The sequence below is a fragment of the Erythrobacter dokdonensis DSW-74 genome (assembly GCF_001677335.1).
In the GTDB taxonomy this organism is placed as follows: domain Bacteria; phylum Pseudomonadota; class Alphaproteobacteria; order Sphingomonadales; family Sphingomonadaceae; genus Erythrobacter; species Erythrobacter dokdonensis.
The window spans coordinates 239,003-255,617 of sequence record NZ_LZYB01000002.1 but is presented as its reverse complement, the minus strand read 5'-3'; the positions used below and the strand labels follow the sequence as shown (position 1 = coordinate 255,617).

Annotated in this window: 12 protein-coding genes and 1 tRNA gene; 6 read left to right on the top strand and 7 right to left on the bottom strand. The window is 63.6% G+C overall.

From position 1 onward, the window contains the following. Positions 1-8: 8 nt before the first annotated feature. Positions 9-1,052, bottom strand: coding sequence for a phytase (locus I603_RS05235; protein WP_068862845.1), 1,044 nt, complete (start codon positions 1,050-1,052; stop codon positions 9-11). 13 nt (positions 1,053-1,065) lie between these two features. Further along, positions 1,066-3,897 (bottom strand): TonB-dependent receptor, encoded by a 2,832-nt coding sequence (locus I603_RS05230; RefSeq protein WP_068862844.1) that lies wholly within the window; start codon positions 3,895-3,897, stop codon positions 1,066-1,068. A gap of 198 nt (positions 3,898-4,095) precedes the next feature. Here I603_RS05230 and I603_RS05225 point away from each other — a divergent pair, with 198 nt between their 5' ends. The 3 genes from I603_RS05225 to I603_RS05215 all read left to right on the top strand — a co-directional run bounded on the left by I603_RS05225 (position 4,096) and on the right by I603_RS05215 (position 8,554). Then, entirely contained in the window at positions 4,096-4,890 is a 795-nt protein-coding gene (locus tag I603_RS05225; protein WP_068862839.1) for an SDR family oxidoreductase, read from the top strand. Between the two features lie 224 nt (positions 4,891-5,114). Further along, complete coding sequence (locus I603_RS05220; RefSeq protein WP_084439864.1) at positions 5,115-6,137, top strand: DUF6733 family protein; 1,023 nt, start codon at positions 5,115-5,117, stop codon at positions 6,135-6,137. 134 nt (positions 6,138-6,271) lie between these two features. Beyond that, positions 6,272-8,554: a penicillin acylase family protein gene (locus I603_RS05215; RefSeq protein WP_068862837.1), complete on the top strand. Its 2,283-nt coding sequence runs from the start codon at positions 6,272-6,274 to the stop codon at positions 8,552-8,554. Between the two features lie 75 nt (positions 8,555-8,629). Here the strand turns inward: I603_RS05215 and I603_RS05210 are convergent, their stop codons facing one another. Further along, entirely contained in the window at positions 8,630-11,443 is a 2,814-nt protein-coding gene (locus I603_RS05210) for a M16 family metallopeptidase (protein WP_068863299.1), read from the bottom strand. A 257-nt stretch (positions 11,444-11,700) separates the two neighbouring features. Next, positions 11,701-11,790 (bottom strand) — tRNA-Ser (locus tag I603_RS05205). A 181-nt stretch (positions 11,791-11,971) separates the two neighbouring features. On the opposite strand from I603_RS05205, the gene hspQ reads away from it, so the two are divergent. Continuing rightward, positions 11,972-12,352, top strand: a complete 381-nt coding sequence (gene hspQ / locus I603_RS05200) for a heat shock protein HspQ (RefSeq protein ID WP_068862835.1) — start codon at positions 11,972-11,974, stop codon at positions 12,350-12,352. Positions 12,353-12,434: 82 nt separating this feature from the next. Here the strand turns inward: hspQ and I603_RS05195 are convergent, their stop codons facing one another. Further along, positions 12,435-13,337, bottom strand: a complete 903-nt coding sequence (locus I603_RS05195; protein WP_084439862.1) for an ABC transporter permease — start codon at positions 13,335-13,337, stop codon at positions 12,435-12,437. A 96-nt stretch (positions 13,338-13,433) separates the two neighbouring features. On the opposite strand from I603_RS05195, the gene I603_RS05190 reads away from it, so the two are divergent. Further along, a complete protein-coding gene (locus I603_RS05190) occupies positions 13,434-14,150 on the top strand; it encodes a GcrA family cell cycle regulator (protein ID WP_068862833.1) in 717 nt (238 codons plus the stop codon). 86 nt (positions 14,151-14,236) lie between these two features. Then, on the top strand, positions 14,237-15,196 hold the full coding sequence (locus I603_RS05185) for a DUF481 domain-containing protein (protein WP_232305253.1): 960 nt from the start codon (positions 14,237-14,239) through the stop codon (positions 15,194-15,196). Here the strand turns inward: I603_RS05185 and I603_RS05180 are convergent. Together I603_RS05180 and I603_RS05175 are read right to left on the bottom strand one after the other, a co-directional pair. Beyond that, a complete protein-coding gene (locus tag I603_RS05180; RefSeq protein WP_068862829.1) occupies positions 15,193-15,831 on the bottom strand; it encodes a hypothetical protein in 639 nt (212 codons plus the stop codon). The genes I603_RS05185 and I603_RS05180 overlap by 4 nt on opposite strands. 58 nt (positions 15,832-15,889) lie before the next feature. Further along, positions 15,890-16,567 (bottom strand): spermidine synthase, encoded by a 678-nt coding sequence (locus I603_RS05175; RefSeq protein ID WP_068862826.1) that lies wholly within the window; start codon positions 16,565-16,567, stop codon positions 15,890-15,892. Positions 16,568-16,615: the final 48 nt, after the last annotated feature.

Here is a 16,615-nt window from a genome sequence, read left to right as displayed (position 1 = left end):
CCCGCAATCTAGGGCGCGCTCTCCAGCGCGGCAAGGATTTCGTCCCAGCGGGCAAGCTTGAAGTTCTGTGCCTGCGGCGGGTTCACACCGTCCTGCGCGATGAAAATGCCGCCGGGGAATTGCGGCCCGAAATCGCGGTTGTCGAGTTCGATCCCGTCGGTTTCCTCGGTGCCGCCGAACGCACCTGCGGCGATACGGAACCGGCCCACCGGCGTAACGCTCGGCAGGCGGTAGACGGCATAGGCATTGTCCCCTTGCGAGGAGGCGACAAGATAGCCGCCGTCGCGGCCCTCGGGCGCGATGGCGAGACCTTCGAGATCGGCGACCAGCATCTTGTTGTCGATCGGGGCGACGAGGCGCTTGGCGCCCGTATTCATGTCGATCGCCCAGAGCCCGGCGTCCTCTTCGCCGATATAGAGCGTGGCGGTGCGCGGGTCGGCGATGCACCCTTCGGGCTGGGTTGCCACCTGCGCGAGGGTGGTGGTGGTCGCAGCGAAATCCGCGTCCTTGGCGGTGCCGGTCAGGGTGGTGCGGTAGATGGTGCCGTTCTTGGGCGCGCTGAACACCACCACCTCGTCCTTGCCCGCAGGCTTGGCGATGCAGATGCCGTAGCCCTCGCCCTGCCCCACAGCGATCCGCCCCGCAGGCGAGAGCCCGGCCGTCGCCGGATCGAGTATCGCAAGGAACAGATGCGCGGTGGCAAGATCGGCACGGTCGCTGGCGATCACCAGAATGCGCCCGTGTTCGATCTCGACCAGATCGACATTGTTCATGCCGGGCGCGGGAAGAAAGCTCTTCTGCGCTCCCGTCAGGTCATAGACGTAAAGCCCGCCCTTCTTGTCTGTGCCGACAATGAGGCTCGCCGCCGGGTCAGCCGGATTGCGCCAGATCGCCGGATCATCGGCCGCATCTTCGTTGCTGGTGCCAACCGGCACCGTCTCGGCCCGGGCCGTAACGGTGACGGCGGGATCGCCGGTGATCGCAGGCAAGCTCGCACAGGCGGCGACAATGCCGAAGGCGACGAGGGCGAAGCCGTGGAAGGGTCTGATCATCTGGCCGCTCCTATCAGAATGTCAGCCTGACGCCGCCCTTCATTGTCCAGTTGTAGCGCTCGAACTGCAGCACATTATCCCGCCCGCCGATCCGGTTGAAGGCGAAGAATTCCGCGTCGTTGATATTGATCCACTCGAAATAGAGCTGGAAGTTCTTGTTGATGCTGTAGCGGCCCGAGAAATCGAGCTGGAACAGATCATCGACGACGCGGTCCTCTTCGGGGCTGCCCTGCACCTCATCAAGGTAGAGGTCACGATAGGTGCCCGCCAGACGTAGCGAGACCGGGCCCTTCTCATAACCCAGCACACCGTTGAAGGTATGCCTGCTCGCGCTCGGCAAGGTGATTTCGCGGAATGTCGGCGTATCATTGATACTGGCGATATTGCCGTCCGAAATCAGCCCCTTCGCATCGGTGAAGGTGTAGTTGGCCTGAACGAGGAAGCCCGACAGGAAGCCGGGGAGGAAATCGAGCTGCTGCGAGAAGCCCAGTTCCACCCCGAAGATCTCGGCGGTTTCCCCGTTAAGGGTCGTATCCAACCGGGTGATGTCGACCCCCAGGATCGGATCGGGATCGGTGATCCGCTGGCCGAAGATGAAATTGTCGATTTCCTTGTAGAACAAACCGGCCGTGATCGCGCCGTTGTTCGACATGTAATATTCCACCGTCGCATCGAAGTTCCAGGCTTCGTAGGGCACCAGATCGGGGTTGCCGGCCTCGGCCTCGTCATCCTCGATGATGATCCGCGGCGCGAGATCGGCGATGTTCGGGCGCACCAGGCTGCGATAGGCGGCCGCCCGCATGATCAGGTTCGGCTGCACGGCATAGCGGATGTTGAGACTGGGAAGCCAGTGGTCATAATCGCGCTCGATCGTGGTGGGGGTAACGATCACCGTATCTTCCGGCGCGATGCCGCCGCCCGGGAGGGTACCATCCTCCTCGATCAGTTGCACGAGATTTCCGGTCAGGCGGTTGAAGGTCCGCTCGTAGCGCAAGCCCCCGATCACCAGCAGTGTGTCGCTTTCCCAGCGGCCAAGCAGGTAGCTGGCGAAGATGTCTTCATCGACGATGAAATTCTCGACATTGCTGGCGATCGCGGTGTCGATGTCGTTGAGTTCGAAATCGCCGCGATTGGCGTTGAAGAACCGGGTCGCCTCGGTGAAGCCGGGAAGCGGCGCCAGATCGAGACCCGGCAGGCGATAGGTCTGGCCTGCGCCCAGCACATCGGCAAGCCTCAGATCGTCATTCTCCCAGAATTCGAACCGTCCGTCGAAGTCCTTCTGGCGCCAGCGCGACTTGACGCCGCCCTGGACCGTCAGCGTCCCGGCATCGCTGTAGATTTCATAGCCTAGATCGAAGCGCGCGGCGAATTCCTCGTCCTCGCCCACCGAACGTGCGGTGAATTCGATCGAGTCCAGCTCGTAATTAGCGGGGTCGCGGAAGCCGGCATTGTTGCCGGTCACCGAATAAAGCGGGATGCGCGGATTACCGTAATCGAACCCGATCTGCAGGCCTGAATCCTCGAAATTGCCGTCGAACCGAGTCGGGTCGAGCGATCCGTCCTTGGTTTCGCCCGATTTGGCCCAGCTCACCGAATAATCGGCCTTGAACGCGCCGAACCGGCTCTCGCCGCCGAACACAACGGTGCGGATCTTGCTCGATTCGAAGCGGTCCTTGACCCGGCGGCGGATCTCGATCTCGGTGCCCGCGTCATCGAACACGGCATTGGTGCCGCTGCCCGAGACATTGGCATCTTCCAGCCGGAAGATCACGTCGCGGCGGAATTCCTGATCGTTGAACTCGCTGTAGACGCCCTTCAGGTAAAGCTCGGTATGCTCGCCCACGCGCGCATCGAAGCCGAGCGTCGCGCTGATGCGTTCACGCTCGACATCGTAATCGCGATACTGGACCTCCTCGGCATATACGAGATTGCCGTCCTGCTCCCACCCGTCAGCTTCGACGTTGTCGCTCTCGAATTCGCGGTTGTAATAGGACAGGCCGCCGCTGACGCCGAAATTGTCGGAAAGCTTGGTGGCGAAATCGAACCCGACATCCGGCGTGAGCTGGCCCGAATAGTCGTTGTAGCTGCCCCCGATCTTGGCGACGTAGAGGTCCTTCTTGCGGTCGAAGGCGCTGGTGGTCTTGATCTCGATCGAGGCGCCGATGGTATCGGCATCCATGTCCGGGGTGAGGGACTTCTTCACTTCGATCGATTCGATGATCTCCGAGGAAATCACGTCGAGCGCCACGCCGCGTTCATCGATCCCCGGCGCAGGCACGCGCACGCCGTTCAAGGAGGTCGCGTTGAGGTTCGGATCAAGCCCGCGCACGGTCACAAACCGGCCCTCGCCCTGGTCGTTGAGCACGTTGATACCGGGCAGGCGGCGCAGCGATTCGGCGACGTTCTGATCGGGAAACTGACCGATCGAATCGCGGGTCAGCACGTCGGACACGCCATCGGCGGCGCGCTTGCGCGAGAGCGCCGAGGCAAGGCTCGCGCCCTGACCGAGCACGAGAATCTGCGAACCTTCATCGCCCAGCACGAAGTTCTGCCGCACGATCCCGTCGGCAGGGACATTGACGGTAAAGCGCACCGGCTCGGCCCCGACATAGCGCGCGGTGATGGTGTAGGTGCCTTCAGGCACGTCGTTGAAGATGAAGGTCCCGTCGCCGCCGGTAACGGTGCGGCGGCCCAGTTCCTCGATCACCACTTCGGCAGCACGCAGGCCTGCGGTGTCGCTGGAATCGGACACCACCCCGGCGACCTCGCCCGCAAATGCGGGCACAGCAAGACTGGCGGCAAGCGCAATTGCGGCGCTACCCGAGGCGAGACGGATGCGAATCATGATATTTCCCCTGTCGATGCCCGTTGTCGCGGGCGGTGTCCGGGACGCGCCTTAAGCCCACGCCGTGACAGACAGGCGACCGCGCGGTTACCGATTGGTGACGGAAAAACATGTTGCTCAAATGCCGCAATTGCGCTGGCGCCGCGGCAGCGGTTAAGCCCCGGTCCAAGCAATCAACCGAGACTGGAGAGCAGGCATATGAAGATCGAGGCGGGCATGGCAGCGGTGGTAACGGGCGGCGCGAGCGGCCTTGGCAAGGCAAGCGCGAAAGCCTTTGCCGATGCGGGCATGAAAGTGGCGATCTTCGACATCAACGATGAAGCTGGCGAGGAACACGCGAAGGCGATCGGCGGCACCTTCCACCATGTCGACATCATGGACGAGGCCAGCGTCGAGGCCGGTTTTGCCGCCGCCCGCGCCGCCCACGGCCAGGAGCGCGTGACGCTGCACTGCGCCATGGCAAGCCGGCGCGGCAAGACGCTCGGCTGGGACAAGGAAGCGGGGGCTTACAAGCGCCTTTCGACCGAGGACTATGCCTTCGGAGCGGAAGGGATCCTTGTTGCCAGCTATCGCGTCGCTTCGATCTCGGCGCTGGGCATGGCCAATGCCGATCCGGTCAACGCCGATGGCGAGCGCGGCTGCATCATCCTCACCGCGAGCGTAGCGGCGCAGGACGGGCAGATCGGACAGGTAATCTACGGTTCCTGCAAGGCCGGGGTGAACGGCCTTGTGCTGCCGATGGCGCGCGACCTGATGGACCTCGGCATCCGCGTGAACTCGGTCATGCCGGGCATCTTCGCGACGCCGCTGATGCTGGGAATGAAGGATCGCAATCCGCCGATGTGGGCACAATTGAACGCTTCGGTCCCCTTCCCCAAACGCCTCGGCGAGCCCGAGGAATTCGCTTCGCTGGTGCTGGAGATCGCGCGCAATTCCTACATCAACGGGCACCAGTTCCGGCTCGACGGCGCGATCCGGATGCCGCCGAAATGAGCGTTCCTTCCGTGCCTGCATATCTTAAGAGATTGGAAATATTGCAGATGATGCAATATTGCAACGCAGCATTGATAATGTGACAGGCGGAAGTCATAAAAGATTTGTGCCGAAGCGATGCTTCGATAATGACTTTCATTGCCGCGCATCAAGCCCGCACGCAACAAGAGGCAAAGCGCAGCACGCAGGCGGAACGATCCCACCTCTCTTAAGGAGCGTTCCACATGATCATCCGTTTCGCATCCGCTGTCTCGGCCCTCGCCGTTGCCGCTGCTCTCTCCGCGCCCGCGCTCGCGCAGGGCCAGGCTTCCGCATTCGAGACCGCTGCCCCGGTCATGCTGACCGAGAAGGCTGCCGCCAGCCTCGCCGCAGCCGCAACCACTCCGCTGGTCGATGCCGAATCCAATGAAGCGCTGTCGGGCGTGAGCATCGCCGCCTCGAGTGAAGCGACCCCGGTAGTTCTCACCGCCGCCGGTGCAGCGCCGGGCCTTGCCGCGGGCAATGGCGAAGTTGTCGTCAACAGCGCCGCGATCACCGCCGCTGCCGCCGCTGCCGCGCAGGGCGGAGACAATGGCGGTCGCTCGGAATCCTTCACTGTCACGCTGAACCAGGACAGCTTCTTCGGCTTCTATCCGGCGTTCAACGGCCTGATCCCGGTCAGCGAGAATGTCGATTTCAGCTTCTACGGCATCATCTGGACCACCGATGCCTTCGGCACCGGCCTCGGCTCCGACCTCTGGACCGAATTCGGCGTCGGCGCTGCCATCTACAGCGGCAATTTCGTGATCAAGCCGCAGATCGGCCTCACCAACGGGGCGCTGCTGTCGGGCGGTGCGCGCGATCCGAACGGTGTGCCGGCCGGAACCGGCGGCAACTTCGCCGACGGCATCGTGCCGAGCCTGACCGTCAACTATTCCGACGACACCTTCGAGGCGGAATATTACGGCGGCTACTACGCCGCTCTGCGTAACCGCAACGGCGATGCCGCGCTCGACTTCCTGCACACCTGGATCAACGCGGGCTACAAGTTCAGCGACAATGTCTCTGCCGGTGCGCACTACGAACTGCTGAGCAACACCCGCAACACCTTCCCCGGCGGGTCGACCGCACGGGTCTACCAATGGGTCGGCCCCTACATTCAGTTCAAGACCGACAACGGCTTCTTCGCCCGCTTCACTGCCGGCGCCGACGTTGAAAGCGGCAATGACGGCGACTTCTACAAGCTGACCGCTGGCTTCACCTTCTGATCCCCTGCGGGATTTGAGGCACACGCCTGGGGCGTCCGGCACTGCGCCGGGCGCCCCTTTTTCTTGTCTCTTTGCCTTACCGCGCGGTTTCCCATAGCCTCCTGCCGAGAGGATTCGCGAGGAGAGGGACGAGCATGAAACGCATGACACTCGTGGCTGGTTGTCTGGCCGCGATTGCGCTGGCCCCGGCGAACGAAGCCGAAGCGCGCAGCCGCTTCGAGGCGACCATTACCCGGACCACCTACGGTATCCCGCATATCGAGGCCGATACATGGGCGGGCGTCGGATACGGCGTGGCCTATGCCTATGCCGAGGACAACCTGTGCATGCTGGCCGAGGAATTCGCCACCGTGGCAGGCGAGCGTTCCCGTCATTTCGGGCCGGGAGCCAAGGCTGTGCTCGGCTTTCAGGAGGTCGACAATCTGGCCTCCGACGTGTTCTTCCGCGCTGCAATCGATTTGCCCGCACTGCGCGAAGGCCTGAAGACGCAAAGCCGCGAGGCACGCGGGCTCGCCGAAGGTTATGTCGCGGGCTACAACCGCTTCCTGAAGGAGGCAGGGACCAAGGGCATTCCCGCAAAGTGTCGCGGCAAGTCATGGGTGCGCCCGATCACACTCGATGACGTGCTGCGCCTGACCGAAAAGCAGATGCTGCTGGCAAGCTCGTTGGCGCTGGCGCCGGGCATCGCCGGTGCAACGCCTCCCGGCACCAAACAGGCGAAGGTGGCTATGGCCCTGCCCCGCCCCGGCGAGCTGGGAATTGGCAGCAACGGCTGGGCCTTCGGGGGCGACACCACGGCAGACGGGCGCGGCCTACTGATCGGCAATCCGCATTTTCCGTGGAACGGCCCGAGCCGCTTCTGGCAGCTGCATGTCACCGGTCCGGAAGGCTATGATGTCATGGGGGTGGGCATCGCCGGCACCCCGATACCGACACTAGGCTTCAACAAGGATGTCGCCTGGACTCACACTGTCACCGCCGCACGCCATTTCACGCTCCACGCGCTGGCGCTCGATCCGAACGATCCGACCCGCTACATGCTCGACGGGAAAAGCGTGGCAATGGAACCGCGCACCATCACCGTGCCGATGCCCGAGGGCACGCCAGAAGTCACCCGCACACTCTACACCACCCGCTTTGGCCCGGTCTTTGTCGCTCCGGATTCGGGCGTGATCTGGAGCGCGACGAGCGCCTATGCGGTCAAGGATGCCAATCGCGGCAACCAACGCGCGATCGAAACTTGGCTGCGGATCGGCAAGGCCGGCAATGTTACCGAAGTCAAGGCTGCGGTAAGCGAAACTCTGGGCATCCCTTGGGTCAACACTATCGCTTCCGACCGCTTCGGCGATGCCCTCCATGCCGATGTGACCGCGGTTCCCAACGTTTCGGCGACCAAGATTGCCGCCTGCTCGACGCCGCTCTCGCCGCTGTTCGCCTCGCTTGCAACCTTGCTCGACGGTACGCGGTCGGATTGCGATTGGGAGATCGCCGAGGGCACATCCGTCCCCGGCCTGATGCCCGCTACTGAACAGGCCGCGACCATCGTGCGCAGCTATCTCACCAACTCGAACGATAGTTACTGGCTCAGCAATCCGCGCCTGCCTCACCCCGCGCTCTCGCCGGTGCTGGGCAAGCATGCCAGCGCTCTGACATTGCGCAGCCGCTCGAACTTCACCGAAACCGAAGCGCTTCTGGCAGCGGGCAAGATCGATCACGCCCGCGCGAAGGCGATGGCCTTTGCCAACAAAAGCCTGGCCGCGGACATGGTCGTGACACCGCTGCTGGCGCTGTGCGAAAGCGCGACGGACGAGGAGGCGAACCTTGCGCGCGGCTGCGCGGCGCTGGCGGGCTGGGATCGCCGCTACGAGCTGTCGAGCCGCGGCGCGGCACTGTTCCGTGCCTTCTGGGCCAAGGCCGGGTCGCGCAATGATCTGTGGGCGGTGCAGTTTGATCCGGCCGATCCGGTCAATACCCCGCGTGATCTCGCCACCGCGGGCGCAAAGGGCGAAAGGCTGCTCGCCACGCTGGCCGAGACGGTCGCCGATCTCGACAAGGCGGGCATCGCGCTCGATGCTCCGTGGGGTCACGTTCAACGCTGGACTGCCAGTAGCGAGGCGATTCCGATCCATGGCGGCCCGGGCACGGCGGGTGTGCTCAACTATCAGGACGCGCGCCCCTCGCCCGCGGGCGGCCTTGTTCCTGTCCACGGCACAAGCTACATCCAGATCGTCGGCTTCGACCAGACCGGCCCGGTGGCCGACGCGATCCTGTCCTACTCGCAATCGACCGACCCGGCCTCGCCGCATTTCGTCGACCAGACGCGCCTTTATTCGCGCAAGGAATGGCATCGCCTGCCCTTCTCGCGTGAAGAAATTGCGGCGCAAAGGATCGGCAAGCCGAAACGCATCGCGCAGTAGCATCGCCCCGGGGCGTATGACGATGAGCTGCGCTGCCCGTGATCCCAGACGGGCGGCGTCAGCCAAGATGGCCCATCACCGGATGAGCCGGTCGACTGCCTCGTTCAGGACAACCGGCTCGCCAAGCCCCAGCACCGAAAGCCGTCCAAGCTGCGTTTCGGCATCGCCGACGATCACATAATTCATCCGCTCGGGCAGAATATAAGTCTGCGCCAACTGCCTGATCTCGTCGACCGTGATCGCCTCGACGATCTCGTTCTCCCTTGCGACATAATCATAGGGCAGATCGTAGAGATCGACATCGGCAAGAATGCCGAGCTTGGCCCGGAAGGATTCAAACTGCCGCGCCTTGGAATTGATGAAGAAGCTCTTCGTCACGGCAAGGTCTTCGGTCGTGAAGGTCCCGGCGTAGTCGAGCAGGATGTCGCGCACCAGTTCGGTCGCCTCCAGCGTCACATTAGAGCGGACCTGGCTGAACAAGTCGAACCGGCCCTCGCGCGCGGTGGAATTGAAGGCGGAGAAGATGCCATAGGTGTAGCCCTTGCCTTCACGAAGCTCCTGCGTGAGACGCGAGGCAAACCCGCCGCCTCCCAGCCGATAGTTTGCCACCGTCGCGGGATAATAATCGTCGTCGGTCCGTAGCATGGCCGGATGGGTGAACATGAAGACCGACTGTTTCGCGCCCGGCAAATCGTAGAAATAGATCCCGGCCCTGTCCGGCACCGCAGGCCTTTGGGCAGCAGGCCGCTGCGCCGTGCCGCGCGGCCAGGCGTCAGCCAGCGGTGCGAGCGCCGCCAGCACGTCCGCCTGCGGGACATCGCCGACGATCCGGAAACTGGCGATCTGCGGATCGAGGTTGGCCGCGTAGAAGGCCTTGAGATCATCGAGGCCAAGGCTGGCAAGGCTGGTGCGGCTGCCAAGCGCGCTGCGCGACCGGATATCATCCGCACCATAGGTCACGTACCGCGCCGCCAGATCGGCAAGCTGGGTCGGGTCCGTCTGCTGGGCAAGGATCCGGCTGTCCGTCAGGGCCTTGGCCAGCGCGAACTCGTTCTCATCCCACCGCGGCTCAAGCAGGATTTCGGTCACAAGCTGCATGACCGGCACGAAATTGCGCGCCAGCGTCTCCCCGCGCAGCAGCATCGCCTCGTCTGAGGCGACAACTTCAATTTCGGCGCCGAGCGCGGCGATTGCCTCTTCCAGTTCGGCAGGCGTCCGCTTGGCCGTTCCGCGGGTCATCATCTCGCCAAGCAGATTGGCCACCCCGTTCTTTTCAGGCGTATCAAGCAGGTGGCCGCCATCGATCGACAGGGTAAACTCGACCAGCGGGATTTCCTTGTCCTCGATGCCGAGCACCGTCAGGCCGTTCGCCAGCTGCGTCTCCCAGATGTCTGGGGTCGCGAGCACCGGAGACGCGCCTGCGGGCGGCTCGATGCTCCGGTCGAAGGTGGAAGGCGTGGGTTCGTAGGTTGCCGCGATGCTGGCGTCGAACTCCTCCTCGGCGCCGACCACAACCTGCTCTTCGACGACATCGGCCTTCACTGCACCTGCAAGCGCAAGATCGGGCGAGCCCTTGGGAACGAAGCTCGCCGCGACGAAGGGCCGGTCCTTGATGTACTGGCGGTACACCCGCATCACGTCCTGCGCGGTGACGGCTTGGATATTCGCCAGATCCTGGTCGACGAACCCCGGATCGCCGGCAAAGATCGAATATTGGGCGAGGCTGGCGCTCTTGCCGAGTACGCTCTGGAGCCCGGAATAGAACGCGACTTCCTGCTCGATCTTGGCTCGGCCGAGCGCATCTTCGCTGATGCCGTTTTCCTCGAACCGGGCGAAGCCGGCCTTGATGGCCGCCGCGACCCGGTCAAGGTCGATATCCTCGAAGGCCGTAACACTGAGCAGGAACTCCCCGGCAAGCTCGTTGGTGGGCGTGAAAGCCGCAACCCCTGCCGTCAGTTTCTGCTCGTCGATAAGCACCTGGTTGAGCGGCGCGCTCTTGCCGTCGGACAACAGCGCGGCCAGTATCGCCAGAGGATAGCTATCCGGGTGATATTCGGGGACTGCCGGCCAAATCATCGCGAGCAGCGGCTGCTCGGCGAAATTGTCCTCGTGATAAAAGCTCTTGACCGTGTCGAGCGTCGCGCTGCGTGGCTCCAGCGGCGCGATTTCCGGACCGCGCGGGATTTCGGCGAAATAGCGCTCCACCCACGCCCGCGCCTGCGCTGTGTCGAAGTCACCGGCAACCACAAGCGTCACGTTGTTCGGCGTGTACCAGTTGCGGTAGAAGGTTTTTACATCTTCCAGAGTGGCCGCCTGAAGGTCTTCGAGGCTGCCGATGACTTCCCAATGGTACGGATGATCTGAGGGATAGAGATTGCTGCGCAGGACCGAAAACAGATGGCCGTAGGGCCGATTGTCGACACCCTGCCGCTTCTCGTTCTTGACGACCTGTTTCTCCTTGGCGAGCACCGGGTCTGTCACCGTATTGATGAACCAGCCCAGCTTGTCCGCTTCGGCCCAGAGCATCTTCTCGAGCGCATTGTTGGGCACGGTCTGCAGATAATTGGTGCGATCCCGACTGGTCGAGCCGTTGGCACCCGATCCGCCGATCCGCGCGCTCAGCCGGTCAAGGCCGCCCTTGCCGAGATTTTCGGATTCGAGGAACAGCAGGTGTTCGAACATGTGGGCAAAGCCAGTCCGGCCCGGCACCTCCCGTGCTGAACCGACATGCGCGGTGAGATTGACCGCAACAACCGGATCGGAGCGATCGACATGGAAGACCACGGTCAGCCCGTTCTCGAGCTGGAACGATTCGTACGGCAACAGGCCGGACGAGCGGCTGAGGTCTGCCTGATCCTCGACTTGTGAATTCGTGTCTTTCGCGGACATCGCCGATGCACTCGCGGTGTCCTGCGCGCCGAGCGATCCGTGACCCGCGCAAAAAGCAAGGACGAAACAGGCCACGCCGGTTGCGTGTCGGAAGGAAAGCATTGCCATTTCAATCCTTCTATCGAGGCTATCTGCACGCTGACGAATTGCCCGACAGAGCCGGAACGAGCGCCATGCTTGTAGGCAGCAGAAAGTCCGCTTCGTCAATAACCGGAAGGCGGTGCGACCACCGGTTTTCGGCAACAGGACCGAAAATCTGGCGGAGAGGGAGGGATTCGAACCCTCGATACGGTTACCCGTATACCGCATTTCGAGTGCGGCGCATTCGACCACTCTGCCACCTCTCCGCGAGGCCTGTCGCGCGTCTGGCAAGGCCGCGTGGTCGTGGCGGCTGGCGACAGGAAGCGCGCCCGTTAGCGCAGGGTTTGAACCTTGCCAAGCCCTGCGGGACCACAAAATGCGGGCATATCTCGCATCCGCAGCACGGCGGCGCTTGTTTTGCCTCGCCAAAGGTCCATATTGGCGGCCATGGAACGCGCAGAGTTCTTCTCCACCCAGGCGGGACGCACCATCATTGCCCCGCGCCAGACCCGCGCCCGCTTCGGCATCGGCGATGTTGTCCGCCACCGTCTGTTCGCATTCCGCGGCGTGGTGTTCGATATCGACCCGGTCTTCGCCAACAGTGAGGAATGGTACCAGTCCATCCCCGAGGACATCCGTCCGCGACGCGACCAGCCCTTTTATCACCTGCTCGCCGAGAACGAGGATTCATCCTACGTCGCCTATGTCAGTCAGGGGAATTTGCTGGCGGATCCGGAAGGCGGGCCGATCGATCATCCAACCGTCCGCCAGCTGTTCGACAGCTTCAAGGACGGGCGCTACCGGATGCGGCGCTCTCTTACGCACTGACCGGCATACGCAGGCCTTCCGGCTTGCGATAACCCATAATGCCTTTGTCGGCCTGCGGCCCGACCTGCTTCGCCATGGGGCCTCAGCTCTTGAGCTTCCAGCCCGATCGAAGCAGCGCATAGACCGCCGCTGCCAGCACGACGTTGAGCGCCAGCAAGCCGCCGGCCGCAGCAAGCACCGCGCCGCCATCACCGATATCGCTTTGGCCAAGGAAACCATAGCGAAAGCCCGAAATGACATAAAAGAACGGGTTGGCTCGGCTCACCCACTGAAACGCCGGATCGAGGTTCTCGATAACGTAGAAGGTGCCCGACAGGAGCGAGAGCGGCGCGATGATGAAGTTGGTGATCGCGGCGTTATGATCGAATTTCTCGGCCCATACCGAGGTCGCAAGGCCGAGCGTCGCCAGCATCAGCGAGCCCATAAGGCCGAACCATATGATCGCCCAGCCATGCGCCAGCGACAACGAGACGCCGGGCCACAGCGCCATCGCCAAGGCGACCGTGCAGCCCACAGCCACCGCGCGAGTGATTGCGGCAGCGAGGATGCCGGTCATGAGTTCACCGGGCGACAGCGGGGGCATCAAGAGGTCGATGATCGTCCCCTGCATCTTCCCCGACAGCAACGAGAAGCTGGAATTGGCAAAGGCATTCTGCATCATGCCCATAACGATAAGGCCCGGCGCGACGAAGCTGGCAAAGGGCACGCCCAGCACTTCGCGCCCCTCGCGCCCGAGCGCGACGGTAAAGATCGCCAGGAACAGAAGCGTGGTAAAAGCCGGTGCCCAGATCGTCTGCGTCTGCACCTTGAGAAACCGGCGCACCTCCTTCATATAGAGGGCGAAAAGGCCGACGCGATTGACTCCGGTAATCACCGGAACACCGCGCGGGGCAAACCCGGCGCTCGTGCCGGTCTTGTCACGGGCCGTGTTTTGCGTCACGGGGGCGCGGTTGCCATTCGAAGTCGCTGAAGCAGGATCGGCCATGAGGCAAGCGCCTAGGCCGTCAGGGTCCTCGTGACAAGCGTGGCCCGGCATCGGAACAACGGCAAGGATGCCGGATACAGGAACAGGTAAGAGTTTATGAGCTGGACGGACGAGCGCATCGCGACGCTCAGGAAAATGTGGGAAGGCGGTGCCACCGCCAGCGAAATCGCTGCCGAACTCGGCGGGGTCAGTCGCAATGCGGTGATCGGCAAGGCGCACCGGCTCGGCCTAAAGGCGCGCCCCTCACCGGTGAAGGCGAACGAAAAGAAGAAAGCGGCTGCGCCCAAGAAATCGGTCACACCCGCGCCCAAGCCCGCCACCGAAGCGCGATCCGAGTCGGGCGGACGCGGCACCGCGCCCGCTGCCGCCGAACGCCCGGCAGCGCGGCCCGCGCCGGCGCAGGCCAGCCCTGCGGCAAGCGGCGGCGGTGCTTCGTCAACACCATCGCAGCCGGTCCCGAATCCGGCGCCCGATCTGCCCAAGATCGTCTCGGTTGGCCCCGGCGGCTTCCTCCGGCAAGGCCCCGGCGACCAGCAGGCCCCGATTCCGCCGGCACCTCCGCGCCGCCTTGTGCCTGCCAAGCCAAGTCCGGAAATCGCCGACAAGACCAGCCTGCTCGATCTGTCGGACAAGGTCTGCCGCTGGCCGATGGGGCATCCGGGCGAGCCCGATTTCCACTTCTGCGGCGAGCCGGTGAACCCGGGCTTCCCTTACTGCGTCGAGCATTGCGGACGTGCCTATCAGGCGCAACTCCCGCGCGGTGTGCGCCGCCCGCCTCCGCCGCTGCCCTTCGGTGGCCCACGGGTGCGCTGATCGCGATCGCTTGAAACAGGCATGGCAGGGGTTGCGAAATCGCGCCCCTGCCTCCTATTGCCCCGCCAGATGTCCGGGGAACCTTCATGAAACCATCTTTCCCAGTCATGGGCGCCATTGCGCTTGGCTGCACCTTGGCCGCTCCCTTCCCTGCCCGCGCTGCACTGCCTGAACCCGTGCGCGCGATGATCGACGCGGCCATCGCCACCGGCGACGAGACCACGGTGCGCACAGTCGTCGACCTCGCCAAGCAGACCAATCCTGACGATACGGCAGAGATCGACGCGATCCTGACCGGCTTCGAGACACAGTTGGCCGAAGCCAAGGCCGCCGAAGCCGCCGCCAAGGAGGAAGCGATCCGGACCGCCAGCCTGTTCGAAAACTGGTCGGGAAAGGGCGAATTCGGGGCTTTCCGGGCGACCGGCAATTCCTCCAATACCGGGATCACTGCTGGCCTGACCGTCAACCGGCAGGGGATCGACTGGCGGCACAATCTGACCGGTCGGGTCGATTACCAGCGCGCCAACGGGGTCACCACGCGCGAGCAGTTCCTCGCTCGCTACGAGCCCAATGTGAAGATCTCCGAGCGCTTCTATGCCTATGCTCTGGCGCAGTATGAGCGCGACCGGTTCCAGGGCTTCTCGGGGCGTTATGCCATCTCGGGCGGGCTCGGTTACCAGGCACTCAAACGCGACGACATCCAGCTTTCGGTGAAGGCGGGTCCGGCCTACCGGGTGACCGAATTCGTCGACGGGCGCAGCGAAAGCCGGATCGCGGGGCTGATCGGGGTCGATTTCGACTGGAACATCACCGACCGGCTGAAGTTGACGCAGGATACCAATGCCGTCGCGGAAACCGGCGGATCGGCGGTGGCGATCATCGATTCGCGCAACACCTCGCTTGATTTCGTGACCGGGCTCAACGCCACGATCAGTAGCAAGCTGTCGGCCCGCTTTTCCTACCAGATCGAGTATGACAGCAACCCGCCTCCGGGCGCGGTGCAGACCGACACGCTGAGCCGCGTGACGCTGATCTACGACTTCTAGGCCGGTTCCGTCCGACCGAAGTCGCGCAGAACAAGCGCCACTGCGACAGGGAACAGTACCGCGTAGCCGAGGATGCCTACGTTCCTCAGTTCCATCGCACCGGTCGCAGGACCGGCCAGACCCGCCAGCGCCAGCGCTCCGGCGAGCAGGAACACCCGCCGCGCGGACAGCGTGCGCGGTGACGCCGGCAGGGCCATGCCGGCGCACAGCAACGCGAGACCGAAGAACCAGTCCCAAGCGAGTATATCGATGGCATAGGCCGCAGAAGGCCAGACGAAGGACAATGCTCCCACTCCAGCGACCAACGCATCATGGCGTCCGACCGCGAGGATGACCGCGTGGAGCGCCGCGCTGAGGGCGAAGGTAACCGCCGCCAGCACGAGCGCGCAGAGGCTCCAAGTCCGCCCCGCGGCAACCCGCGCGAAGGCCGCGAAGAACAGCAGCACGCACGGGCCGATGAGGATGATAAGCCACTCCATGGCGGCGAACCACGGATCGGCAATCGGCGCATCGCGCTGCGGAAGCGCAAAGAATCCGGCGATAGTGACCGCTGCGTAGGCGAGATGCAGGGCGATGACGGCAATTCCGGCGCGGCGGACCAGACGGGCATCTTCGGACTGTTCGCCAGCAATCATGCAAGGTCTCCCGAACGGCCTCATAGTGGCGGATCGCAAGGGCGAGCTTACCCCGCGATCACTTGGCGGCAAACCAGATGATGTGATGCGCGCCTTTGTTGCCCGGACGCGAGCGGATGCCGCGTTCCTCCACGTCCAGCCCCGTATCCTTCAGGCGCTTGCGGAAGGCGGGATCGGGCGCGGCTGACCACACGCTCAGGATACCGCCCGGCTTCAACGCGTCGCGGGCCTTGGCAAGACCCGTGCGGGAATACAGCCGGTTGTTGGCATCGCGCACGAGACCATCGGGCCCGTTATCGACATCGAGCAGGATCGCGTCGAATTTCTCGCAGGTGCCGTCATTGGCATCATCGATCAGGGCCGCGACGTCGCAGATTTTCAGGTCGAGGCGCGGATCCGACAGGCTCTCGCCGGTCAGCTCGGCCATCGGCCCCCTCGCCCATTCGACAATCTTTTCCGATATTTCAGCGATCACGATCTGTGCCTGCTCGCCCAGCCGCTCCGCTGCGGCGCGGTAGGTAAAGCCCATGCCGTAGCCGCCGATCAGGATGCGGGGATTGTCCTTGCCGAGCTTGGCGAGCGTCAGTTCCGCCAGTTGTTCCTCGGAAAAGCGCATCCGCGTGCTCATCAGCTCGTTGCGCCCCAGCACGATCATGAAATCGCGCCCGTGGCTGTAGAGTTTGAGCAGCACACCATCCTCGATTTGCGCCGTGTCGATCAGTTCGCGTTTCAGCATGGGTGCCCCCTAGCCCAAGCGGAGACAAAAAACCCGCCGGAATTGCTC

What these genes read in the sequence shown, in the direction of transcription:
- I603_RS05210 (WP_068863299.1), bottom strand. Translation starts at nt 11,443, where the DNA reads ATGTCCGCGAAAGACACGAATTCACAAGTCGAGGATCAGGCAGACCTC.
- I603_RS05190 (WP_068862833.1), top strand. Translation starts at nt 13,434, where the DNA reads ATGAGCTGGACGGACGAGCGCATCGCGACGCTCAGGAAAATGTGGGAA.
- I603_RS05220 (WP_084439864.1), top strand. Translation starts at nt 5,115, where the DNA reads ATGATCATCCGTTTCGCATCCGCTGTCTCGGCCCTCGCCGTTGCCGCT.
- hspQ (WP_068862835.1), top strand. Translation starts at nt 11,972, where the DNA reads ATGGAACGCGCAGAGTTCTTCTCCACCCAGGCGGGACGCACCATCATT.
- I603_RS05225 (WP_068862839.1), top strand. Translation starts at nt 4,096, where the DNA reads ATGAAGATCGAGGCGGGCATGGCAGCGGTGGTAACGGGCGGCGCGAGC.
- I603_RS05175 (WP_068862826.1), bottom strand. Translation starts at nt 16,567, where the DNA reads ATGCTGAAACGCGAACTGATCGACACGGCGCAAATCGAGGATGGTGTG.
- I603_RS05180 (WP_068862829.1), bottom strand. Translation starts at nt 15,831, where the DNA reads ATGATTGCTGGCGAACAGTCCGAAGATGCCCGTCTGGTCCGCCGCGCC.
- I603_RS05195 (WP_084439862.1), bottom strand. Translation starts at nt 13,337, where the DNA reads ATGGCCGATCCTGCTTCAGCGACTTCGAATGGCAACCGCGCCCCCGTG.
- I603_RS05185 (WP_232305253.1), top strand. Translation starts at nt 14,237, where the DNA reads ATGAAACCATCTTTCCCAGTCATGGGCGCCATTGCGCTTGGCTGCACC.
- I603_RS05215 (WP_068862837.1), top strand. Translation starts at nt 6,272, where the DNA reads ATGAAACGCATGACACTCGTGGCTGGTTGTCTGGCCGCGATTGCGCTG.
- I603_RS05235 (WP_068862845.1), bottom strand. Translation starts at nt 1,052, where the DNA reads ATGATCAGACCCTTCCACGGCTTCGCCCTCGTCGCCTTCGGCATTGTC.
- I603_RS05230 (WP_068862844.1), bottom strand. Translation starts at nt 3,897, where the DNA reads ATGATTCGCATCCGTCTCGCCTCGGGTAGCGCCGCAATTGCGCTTGCC.